Source organism: Blautia sp. 1033sp1_1033st1_G9_1033SCRN_220408, assembly GCF_040929965.1.
In the GTDB taxonomy this organism is placed as follows: domain Bacteria; phylum Bacillota; class Clostridia; order Lachnospirales; family Lachnospiraceae; genus Blautia_A; species Blautia_A ammoniilytica.
In genome coordinates this window covers 31,360-43,795 of the sequence record NZ_JBFKZO010000011.1, presented here as the reverse complement: position 1 = coordinate 43,795, position 12,436 = coordinate 31,360, and the positions used below count along the sequence as shown (strand labels likewise).

Annotated in this window: 10 protein-coding genes and 1 tRNA gene; 9 read left to right on the top strand and 2 right to left on the bottom strand. The window is 45.3% G+C overall.

Annotated features, from left to right (window positions below; all coding sequences use genetic code 11):
• Positions 1-123 precede the first annotated feature (123 nt).
• From clpX to AB5916_RS09760, 9 genes are all read left to right on the top strand, one after another.
• Positions 124-1,617, top strand: coding sequence for an ATP-dependent Clp protease ATP-binding subunit ClpX (clpX, locus tag AB5916_RS09800; RefSeq protein ID WP_158421428.1), 1,494 nt, complete (start codon positions 124-126; stop codon positions 1,615-1,617).
• 81 nt (positions 1,618-1,698) lie between these two features.
• Positions 1,699-2,232 (top strand): zinc ribbon domain-containing protein, encoded by a 534-nt coding sequence (locus AB5916_RS09795; RefSeq protein WP_368190574.1) that lies wholly within the window; start codon positions 1,699-1,701, stop codon positions 2,230-2,232.
• A gap of 57 nt (positions 2,233-2,289) precedes the next feature.
• Positions 2,290-2,790 (top strand): signal peptidase II, encoded by a 501-nt coding sequence (locus tag AB5916_RS09790; protein WP_368190572.1) that lies wholly within the window; start codon positions 2,290-2,292, stop codon positions 2,788-2,790.
• Positions 2,791-2,854: 64 nt separating this feature from the next.
• Positions 2,855-2,938, top strand: a tRNA-Leu gene (locus AB5916_RS09785).
• A gap of 349 nt (positions 2,939-3,287) precedes the next feature.
• Entirely contained in the window at positions 3,288-4,364 is a 1,077-nt protein-coding gene (locus tag AB5916_RS09780) for a carbamoyl phosphate synthase small subunit (RefSeq protein WP_158421431.1), read from the top strand.
• Positions 4,364-7,579 (top strand): carbamoyl-phosphate synthase large subunit, encoded by a 3,216-nt coding sequence (gene carB, locus AB5916_RS09775; protein ID WP_158421432.1) that lies wholly within the window; start codon positions 4,364-4,366, stop codon positions 7,577-7,579. Before AB5916_RS09780 ends, carB begins: the two co-directional genes overlap by 1 nt.
• A 214-nt stretch (positions 7,580-7,793) precedes the next feature.
• The gene (locus tag AB5916_RS09770; protein WP_368190569.1) at positions 7,794-8,696 is read left to right on the top strand and encodes an undecaprenyl-diphosphate phosphatase; all 903 of its coding nucleotides are present in this window, start codon (positions 7,794-7,796) and stop codon (positions 8,694-8,696) included.
• Between the two features lie 15 nt (positions 8,697-8,711).
• The gene (gene glpK / locus AB5916_RS09765; RefSeq protein WP_368190567.1) at positions 8,712-10,205 is read left to right on the top strand and encodes a glycerol kinase GlpK; all 1,494 of its coding nucleotides are present in this window, start codon (positions 8,712-8,714) and stop codon (positions 10,203-10,205) included.
• A gap of 45 nt (positions 10,206-10,250) precedes the next feature.
• The gene (locus AB5916_RS09760; RefSeq protein WP_368190566.1) at positions 10,251-11,177 is read left to right on the top strand and encodes a hypothetical protein; all 927 of its coding nucleotides are present in this window, start codon (positions 10,251-10,253) and stop codon (positions 11,175-11,177) included.
• A 127-nt stretch (positions 11,178-11,304) separates the two neighbouring features.
• Here AB5916_RS09760 and AB5916_RS09755 read toward each other — a convergent pair whose 3' ends face one another.
• Together AB5916_RS09755 and AB5916_RS09750 are read right to left on the bottom strand one after the other, a co-directional pair.
• Positions 11,305-12,222, bottom strand: coding sequence for a helix-turn-helix transcriptional regulator (locus AB5916_RS09755; RefSeq protein WP_158421436.1), 918 nt, complete (start codon positions 12,220-12,222; stop codon positions 11,305-11,307).
• Positions 12,215-12,427 (bottom strand): molybdopterin-binding protein, encoded by a 213-nt coding sequence (locus AB5916_RS09750; RefSeq protein WP_158421437.1) that lies wholly within the window; start codon positions 12,425-12,427, stop codon positions 12,215-12,217. Before AB5916_RS09750 ends, AB5916_RS09755 begins: the two co-directional genes overlap by 8 nt.
• Between the last annotated feature and the right edge of the window lie 9 nt (positions 12,428-12,436).

Here is a 12,436-nt window from a genome sequence, read left to right as displayed (position 1 = left end):
ACGGCAGCTCTTCCTGCATCCTGCAGTAGAATGTATGAAAAAGACTTTATAAAAACTTTATTTCAATAGTGTGAAAATATGTGCTATAATCCAAATGGAATACAACAACAGAAAGGAAATAATATGTCACAGCATATTGACGATTACGAAGATTTCAGAGAAGTAGATACTGCCGGAGAGAAAGACACAGCAGCAGACACAACGGATCCATCCACAACAGCTGATTCATCTGCAGCTGGTGCAGGGGATGATGCAGACCACCAGGAAGACGGATACGAGCACTTCTGCTTCCTGTGCCGCCGTCCGGAAAGTCAGGCAGGGAAGATGATCGAACTTCCGAATGATATACATATCTGCACAGACTGTATGCAGAAAAGCTTTAACACTATGAACAGCCAGATCAACAACAGCAACATGAATTACGGCGACCTGTTGAATATGCCAGGCGTCAGTATGATCGACCTGGGGAACCTGAACATGGGACCACAGCCCAAAAAGATCCGTAAGAAAAAGGCAGCCCAGGAAGCAAAACCTGTGCTGGATCTGAAGAAGATCCCTGCACCACATAAGATCAAAGCCACTCTGGATGAATATGTGATCGGCCAGGAAAAAGCAAAGAAAGTTATGTCAGTGGCTGTGTATAACCATTATAAAAGAGTGGCATCAGACATGAAAGATGATGTGGAGATCGAGAAGTCCAACATGCTGATGATCGGGCCTACCGGCTGTGGTAAGACGTATCTTGTAAAGACACTGGCCAGACTTCTGGACGTACCCCTTGCTATTGCAGACGCTACATCTTTGACAGAGGCAGGATATATTGGAGACGATATTGAGAGCGTTGTATCCAAGCTTCTGGCAGCAGCAGACAATGACGTAGAACGGGCAGAGCATGGTATTATTTTTATAGATGAGATAGACAAGATCGCAAAGAAAAAGAACGCAAACCAAAGGGATGTAAGCGGAGAGGCTGTCCAGCAGGGACTTCTGAAGCTGCTGGAAGGCAGCCAGGTAGAGGTGCCGGTAGGAGCCAACAGCAAGAATGCCATGGTACCTATGGTGACTGTAGATACCAGGAATATTCTGTTTATATGCGGCGGTGCATTTCCAGATCTGGACGAGATCATCAAGGAAAGGCTGAATAAGCAGGCATCCATTGGATTTTATGCAGATTTGAAGGATAAATACGATAGAGATCCGCATATACTTTCAAAAGTAACAGTAGAGGACATTCGCAATTTCGGGATGATCCCTGAATTTATCGGCCGACTTCCGGTAATCTTTACATTGGATGGACTGAATGAGGACATGCTGGTAGAGATCCTGCAGGAGCCTAAGAATGCCATACTGAAGCAGTATAAGAAGCTTCTTGCCATGGATGAGGTTCGTCTGGAGTTTGAGGATGGAGCACTGCATTCTATTGCAGCTAGAGCCATGGAACGTAATACAGGAGCCAGAGGGCTTCGTGCCATTCTTGAAGAATATATGCTGGATATCATGTATGAGATCCCTAAGGATGACAGTATTGGTCAGGTGATCATTACAAAAGAATATATAGACGGTAACGGAGGACCAAGAATCCTCTTAAGAGGGCAGGAAGTGCCGTTACTGGCCTGAGACGGCAACTGGTTGGGGCTTTTTTGCCCCAATATCTAACATATATTCATGCAGCAAATAAAAGAAAAGGAGAAATGCGTTATGAGAAAAGGCTTTTTTGATGGTTTAAGTGAAACATTGACAAGAACGACTAAGGATCTTAGCAAGAAGGCTGGACAGATTTATGAGACACAGAAAATTCAGAGTAAGGTGTCCAGTGAGGAACATATGGTGGAGAAGCTGAAATGTGATATTGGTAATCTTGTTTTCAGCCGTTATAGCGGAGGTGTCCAGATGGACGAGGAGCTTCAGAATCTTTGTCAGGAGATTCGTCAGCATATGGATGCTATCGCAGAGTACAAGGATGCTGCAGCAGATCTGAAAGGACGCAAGATTTGCCCATCCTGTAAGCGGGCAGTGGAGAAGGATGTGTCTTTCTGCCCATTCTGTGGAACTGCATGCCCTAATCCGGAGCCGAAAGAGGAAGTTGCTGCTGAGGCTACAGCAGAAGAAGCAACAGAAACAGTTGCAGAAGATGATACACCTGGAGAAGAGCCAGCAGCAGTAACTTCTGAGGATGTAACTGATGAAAGCGCACCGAAAGCAGAGACTTCTTCAGAGGATACCCAGGAGTAAGAGATACACTCCTTCGTTTCATAAGATGTATGGACAGTTATGGGGAAGAGGACAGATATGACAGGACTTGGACTTACAGCATGGATCTACCTGCTGGATAAAAAAATAAAGGAACAGGTGGACAGCAATATCCTTCAGGGCACCAGAAAGGAAATTCCTGGTGGAAGGATATATCTGTGTAACTGTCACAATGAAGGTATGGCTCTTGGTATAGGACCGAAAGATCAAAAGAACTGTCAGGGTATTTCCGCAGCAGCCTTAGGGGCTGCTGCAGGAGAGTATCTGCGGCAGAATATTCAGCAGAAGCCTATGATTGGCAGAATTGGTCTTGGTATGGTTATGGGCGGAGGTCTGTCTAATTATATGGATCGGTGCGAAAAAGGGTATGTGACAGATTATATCAGCTTTCGTACCAGTCATAAGAAATTGCAAAAAATAGTCTTTAATCTGTCTGATGTCTGTATTATTGCTGGGACCGGCCTGTGGCTTTTGTCTGGTTTATTGCCATCCCATAAAAATAAAACAATAAAATTTAAAAAAAATAAAAAAAGATGTTGACATTCCAAATGGAATGAGGTATTATAATCAGGCAGTCGCAAAGAGCGGCTGAAAGATATGAAATGCAGGAGTGGCGGAATTGGCAGACGCGCAGGCTTCAGGTGCCTGTGGTCGCAAGATCGTGTGGGTTCAAGTCCCATCTCCTGCATTCTTTTTTTATCTCAGTCGAGAAAACTCCCACCTCTTTCAGGCGGTGAGTAACAGCAAGTTCGTCTCAGTGGGAGTCCAATCTCCGGTTGCTCGACTTGAATATAATAAGATGATACCAGTGTCCCCTGAAAACTACAGGTACAGTTTTCAGGGGATTTCCAATATTATTTTGGGCATAGCTGAATTATTTTTAGCCCTGAATTTTGTTGAAAAAAGATAAGGCTTATGATACAATCTTGAAGATTTAGGATAAATCAGATGTGAAATGACGCCCGCCTTTACAGGTGGTGAGCAGCAAGAATGCGCAGGTATTCTTGAATATGTATGACGACAGAAAGGGAGATTGTATGAAAGCATTTCTGATATTAGAAGACGGCCATGTTTTTACAGGGACGAGTATTGGTTCTACCCGGGAAGTTATCAGTGAAATCGTCTTCAACACTTCCATGACGGGTTATCTGGAAGTAATGACGGATCCTTCCTATGCCGGACAGGCCGTATGTATGACTTATCCCCTGATTGGTAATTATGGTATCTGCTATGAGGACCAGGAATCAGGACAGCCATGGATCGATGGTTTTATTGTACGTGAATTATCCCGTATCCCAAGTAATTTCCGAAGCGTGGATACAATACAGCATTTCTTAAGCAAACATGATATTCCCGGTATAGCCGGAATTGATACCAGGGCATTGACCAGGATCCTTCGCGAGAAAGGTACAATGAACGGTATGATCACAGTCAATGAAAATTATGACCTAGACACAATTCTCCCCAGATTAAAAAAATATACTACAGGTAAGGTTGTAGAGAAAGTAACATGCCGTGAGAAGCAGATCCTGCCAGGAAACGGTCCAAAGGTGGCACTTCTTGATTTTGGTGCAAAAAGAAATATTGCCCGTTCACTGAACCAGCGTGGCTGTGAGGTGACGATCTATCCGGCACTTACAAGCGCAGAGGAAATTCTGGCTGCTAAGCCAGATGGGATCATGCTCAGTAATGGCCCTGGAGATCCAAAGGAATGTACTTCTATTATAAAAGAAGTAAAAAAACTGTATGATTCAGATGTGCCGATTTTTGCAATCTGCCTGGGACATCAGCTGATGGCACTGGCTACCGGCGGAGATACCTACAAGATGAAATACGGACACAGAGGCGGTAATCACCCGGTTAAGGATCTGACAACTGGCAGAGTGTATATTTCATCCCAGAACCATGGATATGTGGTAGATGCAAAAGGACTTGAAGAGAAAAATATTGCCCAGCCGGCATTTATCAATGTTAATGACGGTACCAATGAAGGCATGGCATACGTTGGGAAGAATATTTTCACTGTACAGTTCCATCCGGAGGCCTGCCCCGGACCACAGGATTCAGGTTATCTGTTTGACCGTTTTATGAAAATGATGGGAGGAAATGACTGATGCCAAGAAACAAAGACATAAAAAAGGTACTTGTAATCGGTTCCGGACCGATCATCATTGGGCAGGCTGCAGAGTTTGACTACGCCGGAACCCAGGCATGCCGTTCCCTGAAAGAAGAAGGGATGGAGGTTGTTCTTCTGAACTCCAATCCAGCTACTATTATGACAGATAAGGACATTGCAGATCGTGTATATATAGAGCCGCTTACTGTAGAGGTGGTAGAGCAGCTGATCCTGAAAGAGAAGCCGGACAGCGTGCTGCCTACACTGGGAGGCCAGGCAGGCTTGAACCTTGCAATGGAACTGGACGAAAAAGGTTTTTTAAAAGAGCATAATGTGCGTCTGATCGGAACTACTGCCCAGACGATCCGTAAAGCAGAGGACAGACAGGAATTTAAAGATACCATGGAAAAGATCGGGGAGCCGGTTGCAGCATCTAAGGTGGTAACTACTGTAGAAGATGGTCTGGCATTTACAAATACCATCGGTTATCCGGTAGTACTTCGTCCAGCATATACACTTGGCGGAAGTGGCGGCGGTATTGCTCACAATGAGTATGAACTGAGAGAGATTCTTGAGAATGGTCTTCGTCTTTCCCGTGTAGGTGAGGTACTGGTAGAGCGGTGCATTGCCGGATGGAAAGAGATCGAGTATGAGGTAATGAGAGATAGTGCAGGGAACTGCATTACTGTCTGCAACATGGAGAATATTGACCCGGTTGGTGTGCATACAGGTGACTCTATTGTAGTTGCTCCGTCACAGACATTGGGAGATAAAGAATATCAGATGCTTCGTACTTCTGCACTGAATATTATTACAGAGCTGGGCATTACCGGCGGATGTAATGTGCAGTATGCTCTAAAGCCAGACAGCTTTGAATACTGTGTTATTGAGGTAAATCCACGTGTTAGCCGTTCTTCAGCACTTGCAAGTAAGGCTACTGGATATCCCATTGCAAAGGTTGCTGCTAAGATCGCCCTTGGATATACACTGGATGAGATCCCAAATGCCATTACTGGCAAAACCTATGCAAGCTTTGAGCCAATGCTTGATTACTGTGTAGTTAAGATCCCAAGGCTTCCATTTGATAAATTTATTACTGCAAAGAGAACGCTGACTACCCAGATGAAAGCCACCGGAGAGGTTATGAGTATTTGCCATAATTTTGAAGGTGCCCTGATGAAAGCAATCCGCTCCCTGGAGCAGCATGTGGATAGTCTGATGTCTTACGATTTTACACAGCTGACAGATGAAGAGCTTCTGGAGGAGCTGGAGATCGTAGATGACCGCAGGATCTGGAAGCTGGCAGAAGCAATCCGTCGTGGTATGCCACAGTCCATGCTTCATGATATTACCCAGATTGATATCTGGTTTATTGATAAGCTGGCAATCCTTGTAGGTATGGAGACAGCCCTGAAGACCAGAAAGCTTACAAAAGAGCTTCTGCTTGAGGCAAAACGACTGGAATTTCCGGACTATATCGTTGCCCGTCTTACAGGAAAGACAGAGGCACAGATCAAAGAGCTCCGTGCAGAATATGGCATCCGTGCAGCTTATAAGATGGTTGATACCTGTGCAGCGGAGTTTGCAGCAGAAACACCATATTATTATTCTGTGTATGGAGATGAAGGCACAGAGAATGAGGCTGTTGCCACACCTGACAAAAAGAAAATCCTTGTTCTTGGTTCAGGACCTATCCGTATTGGCCAGGGTATTGAGTTTGACTTCTGCTCTGTACATTGTACCTGGGCATTTGCAAAAGAAGGCTATGAGACCATCATTATAAATAACAATCCGGAAACAGTAAGTACAGACTTTGATATTGCAGATAAGCTGTATTTTGAACCGCTGACTCCTGAAGATGTGGAGAATGTGGTAAACATTGAAAAACCGGATGGAGCTGTGGTACAGTTTGGCGGTCAGACAGCCATTAAGCTGACAGAAGCCCTTACCAAAATGGGTGTGAAGATCCTGGGAACTTCTGCGGAGAATGTAGATGCTGCAGAGGATAGGGAGCTGTTCGATGAGATCCTTGAAAAATGCCAGATCCCAAGACCAAAGGGTCATACGGTATTTACTGCAGAGGAAGCGAAAAAGGCGGCAAACCAGCTTGGGTATCCGGTACTGGTTCGTCCTTCCTATGTTCTGGGCGGCCAGGGGATGCGTATTGCAGTCAGTGATGAGGATGTGGAAGAATACATCGGCATCATCAACCAGATCGCACAGGAGCATCCGATCCTGGTAGATAAGTATCTGATGGGAAAAGAGATCGAGGTAGATGCGGTTTGTGATGGCGAGGACATTCTGATCCCTGGAATCATGGAGCATATCGAGCGTGCAGGTATCCACTCCGGTGACAGTATTTCCGTGTATCCGGCAAGAACCATCAGTGAAAAAGCAAAAGAAACCATTGCAGAGTATACAAGGCGGCTGGCAAGAGCCCTTCATGTGATCGGTATGATCAATATCCAGTTTATTGTACTGGGGGATGAGGTATATGTGATCGAGGTAAATCCAAGATCCAGCCGTACAGTTCCTTATATCAGCAAGGTAACAGGGATTCCGATTGTACCGTTGGCTACCAAGGTGATCCTTGGATACAAGCTGAAAGAGATGGGATATACACCAGGTCTGCAGCCTGAGGCAAAACACATTGCCATCAAGATGCCGGTATTCTCCTTTGAAAAGATCCGTGGTGCAGATATCAGCCTTGGACCTGAGATGAAATCCACAGGAGAGTGTCTGGGAATTGCAGAAACATTTAATGAGGCACTTTACAAAGCATTCCTTGGTGCTGGCATCCGCCTTCCGAAGCATAAGAATATGATCATTACCGTCAGGGATGAGGAACAGCAGGATGTAGTGCCTATCGCAAGAAGATTTGAAGCTTTAGGCTACAGGATTTACGCTACCAGAGGAACTGCAAGGACCTTAAAGGAAAATGGTATCCGTGTGATCCGTACCAACAAGCTGGAGCAGCCGGCACCCAACCTGATGGATTTGATCCTGGGCCATAAGATCGATGTGGTAATTGATATTCCGCCACAGGGTATCGATCATCAGAAAGACGGATTTGTGATCCGTCGAAATGCCATTGAAACAGGTGTGAATGTGCTTACCAGCCTTGATACTGCAGAAGCGCTGGTAACCAGTCTTGAAAATACAGATGTGCATAATCTTTCCCTGGTAGATATCGCTACTATCGCAAAAAGATAAAGTAGATGAAAGATAATTGCAACAGTAAAGGCACTAAACGATTACGAAAAATCCAAATTACAGGTTTACAGAAGAAATATGATGTAATATAAACAAAAAGGACGGGGAACCAATTATCTCCGTCCTTATTGTACTTTAAGATAACTGTTTGACAGGCGTTTTTCCATGAACTGACAGATCGTTATTTTCAGGAAGACAACGGAAAGGGGAGCATATGGATATCATTGAATTTTTCAAAGTAGTGATCCTTGGGATTGTTGAAGGGATCACAGAGTGGCTGCCCATCAGCAGTACCGGGCACATGATCCTTGTAGATGAATTTGTTAATCTGAACGTAACCAAGGATTTTAAGGATCTTTTCCTGGTTGTGATTCAGCTGGGTGCCATTCTTGCTGTTGTGGTTTTGTACTGGCATAAGCTGTGGCCTTTTTATAATAAGACACTGTCAAAGCGAACCAGGGTAGCTATCAGCCACAAGCCGGGATGGGCACAACCTATTCTTATTTTCAGGGAAAGATTCTGTGACAAGGAAAAATGGGTTCTGTGGTTCAAGATCATTGTTGCCTGCCTTCCTGCTATTATCATTGGTCTTCCCTTTGATGATCTGATCGAAGAGAAATTTATGAATTATGTGGTGGTAGCCATTGCGCTTATTGTGTATGGTATACTTTTTATTGTAATTGAGAACTACAATAAGAACAGAAAAGCATCCTGTACCAGTCTTGAGGAGATGTCTTTTAAGACAGCCTTTCTCATTGGCTGCTTCCAGGTGCTGTCCCTGATTCCTGGTACTTCCAGATCAGGATCTACCATTATTGGTGGGATTCTTTTGGGGACTTCCAGGACTGTAGCTGCTGAGTTTACATTTTTCCTGGGGATACCAGTTATGTTTGGAGCCAGCCTTCTGAAGATTGTGAAATTTGGTTTTGAATTTACCTCCACAGAGGTAATCATCCTGCTTACAGGAATGGTAGTGGCATTTGTGGTGTCTATCCTGGCTATCAAATTTCTGATGGGATATATCAAACGCCACGATTTCAAAGCCTTTGGTTGGTACAGGATCGTTCTTGGCGTATTGGTGCTTGGCTACTTTATCGGTAAAACACTTCTGGCATAAGGAGGTTATCCTGCAATGGGGAAATATATTATGGCACTGGATCAGGGAACGACCAGTTCACGGTGTATCCTGTTTGACAGAGAGGGCAGGATGTGCAGTGTTGCCCAGAAAGAATATACACAGCATTATCCTCAACCAGGCTGGGTGGAGCATGATCCTATGGAGATCTGGTCATCTCAGCTGTCGGTTGCCATAGAGGCAATGGGGCAGATCGGCGCAGATGCAGAGGATATTCATTCCATTGGTATTACCAATCAGCGTGAAACGACCATCGTTTGGGACAAACGTACAGGGAAGCCGGTTTATCCGGCAATCGTATGGCAATGCAGACGTACTGCAGATATGATCGAGAAGCTGGAAAAGGAAGGCTTCTCAGATGTGATCCGGCATAAGACAGGACTGATTCCGGATGCTTATTTTTCTGCTACCAAGATCTGCTGTATCCTGGATCATACGGAAGGGGCAAGAGAAGAAGCACAGAAGGGTAATCTTTTGTTTGGCACAGTAGATACCTGGCTGATATGGAAGCTGACCAAAGGGGAAGTACATGTAACGGATTACACCAATGCTTCCAGAACAATGTTGTTTAACATCCATGAGAAGCACTGGGATCAGGAAATTCTGGATTATTTTAGGATACCATTTTCCATGCTTCCACAGGTACGGCCAAGCAGCTGTATCTATGGTTATACTAATGAGAAGCTGATCGGCGGCAGGATCCCTATTGCAGGAGCCGCAGGAGATCAGCAGGCAGCTTTGTTCGGCCAGTGCTGTTTCAAACCGGGAGATGTTAAGAATACATATGGCACAGGATGCTTTCTTCTGATGCACACAGGAGATCAGATGGTAGAGTCTAGTCACGGACTTCTGACTACTATGGCAGTGAATGCAGATGGTACGCCTGGATATGCCCTTGAGGGCAGTGTATTTGTAGCAGGGGCTGCTATCCAGTGGCTCAGAGATGAAGCAGGGCTTTTGGAGAATGCTGCTGCTTCAGAGAAATACTGTCTGTCTGTGTCAGATACCAATGGAGTGTACGTAGTTCCTGCTTTTACAGGACTTGGAGCTCCTTACTGGGACCAGTATGCAAGAGGTGCGATCCTGGGACTGACCAGAGGAGCCGGGAAAGCACATCTGATCCGTGCTACAGTAGAATCCCTGGCCTATCAGGTGCACGACGTGATTCTTGCTATGGAGAAGGATTCCGGGATCCATCTGAATACATTGAAGGTAGATGGTGGGGCCAGCGCCAACAATTTCCTGATGCAGTTTCAGGCAGATCTTCTGGATGCACAGGTAGTACGTCCAGGATGTATAGAGACAACTGCCCTGGGGGCTGCTTATCTGGCAGGCCTTGCCACCGGATTCTGGAAGGGCAGCAGCGAGATACAGAAGAACTGGAATATGGAGAAGATTTTTTCACCATCTATTACCGAAGAAAAAAGAGAACAGCTTCTTAAGACCTGGAAAAAGGCGGTTTCCTGTGTTTTAGGATGGGCAAAAGAATAAGGACTGAATGCGACAGCCCTGGATATATAAAGAGGAGTGATCATAATGAAACGCAAAAAAATCGTTGTTCTGCTTACCGTAGGGACTATGCTGGCGGCGGCTTCAGGTTGTGGAAAAAGTAAGCCTGTGGCAGATCCAACACCAACCCCGGCACCTACGGCTACCCCTGCACCTACCTCGACTCCAACACCGGCACCTACGCCTACGGTTACACCGGCACCTAAAATGATTGGAAAGAAGACTGCAGAGGCCAAGTTTATTTACCTTGCCAACAATACAGATAAACAGTTCCGTAAGCTGTATCTTCGGGTATCCGGCAATGAGGATTGGGGAAACAGTCTGATCCCAAGTGAATCTTCTGTGCATGCTTCAGAGAAAGTAAGGATGTATTATACCCCTCAGACAGGAGAAGGGGTTACTTATGATATGCGCCTTACAGATGAGAATGGTAATACATATGAGATTGATGGAGCAGATCTGTCTGATATGGAGACTGCATCACTGCGTCTGGATACTGATCAGGGGATCGTATATTTGACTTATGTAAGTAAAAGCTCCAACAGTGAGAAGAATACAAAGGACAGTTCATCCAGCACAGGTACTGAAGATACCTCCGGTATGGATGTGAGTTCTTCGGAACAAGGTATTTATTATTACAATCAGAGCAATGGTTCTTCTAATGGTGGGGATTCCAGCAATAGCGGTGGCAGCCAGTCTGGCGACAACAGTGGTAATGGCAGTCAGGGAACCACAGATAATAGCGGCAATAGCGGACAGAATACACCGGACAGCAGTGGCACCACAGGAGGAGACAGCCAGGGCGGTAATACCGGTACAGACAACAGTGGCAGTACAGGTGGTGACGCTAATCAGGGCGGTGGTGATATTGATTATGACCCTGGTGACGGCAGTGACGGATCTGAGAACTGGACCGACAATATTATCTGGGACGAAGATGGAAACTGGCAGTAAATAACAGATGTGATCGTATAAATCAGCCCCACACAGGAAGTGTGGGGCTGTAATACTATATATGCAAAATGATGGTCTGTATATCCTGTAATACAGGAATAGCAGATCGATGATTCACACATAGGATTTACAGATATAAAATTTCGCCGGTATGAGTTACATCGTAGCCTGTCTGACCAAAAAGATCAGACAGGAAACTTTCAGACCGGATGATCTCCAGAAGCGCTGCAAAGCCTGGTTTATCCAGAGAAGAAGCTTCCAGGACAAGGTACATAGGCAGTATTCCCATGGGCAGGAAGGAAAGGCCGGGAGTGGTTCTGGCTACCGCTTCTTCCCCAAGTGCTACATCCGCCCGTCTGGAAAGAACAGCAGAGGCAGTGGAAAGATCAGATACCAGTTCATTCAGATATCCTGAAATATTGTCAGTGTCCACACCTGCCTCCATAAGGGAATGGTCCAGAAAAATCCTGCGGGTACTGCCTTTTTCACGGTTGGCAAGGATCACATCTTCACGGTCAAGATCCTGAAAGGTAAAGATTCCCTTGGGATTATCCTGAAGAACATAAAAACCTATCGGAAAATGGTACAGGCATACAAAGGCCAGCGGGACTCCGGGAACAAGGCAGGAAGCTTCTTCTGGCTTCATACTTACAGCAGCTGCATGAACCTTTCCAAAATACAGGGAATATAGTCCATTGTAGGAATTCAGGTGAGACTGAAGAACCGGCATTCCCTGAGGATGGGCTGCCATACGGGAAAGAAGCAGTTCCAAGGCAGGGGTTGTCTGCCCACTGAGGATCAGACCGCTGGAATGGAGAAGGTAATCTCTTTTCAGCACGGAACTTTCAGGCTGAAAAGTGGGAACATGCAAAGGTTCCCTGGTTTCTGTCCTGTTTAAATATTCATCCAGCTGTTCTTCACTGATACGGAGCTGCTTTCCTACTTTGGAAGACTGCAGATCTCCTCTCTTGATCAGTTCATATACGGTTGTCTTTTTTATTTTTAACTTTTCTGCAATTTCTAAGGCTGTATAGAATTTACTCATCAATTCCCACCATTACATTTGTTGCCTTGATCACCGCATAAGCGTCTGAGCCTACTTTCAGATTTAATTCTTCTACTGCAGCACAGGAGATGGTAGCTGTGATAATATTCCCTCCTCCGATGTCGATGGAAACAATGGAATTTACAGCTCCCTTGTTGATATTGATTACTTTTCCTTTTAACTGATTTCGTGCACTAAGTTTCATAATGATCCC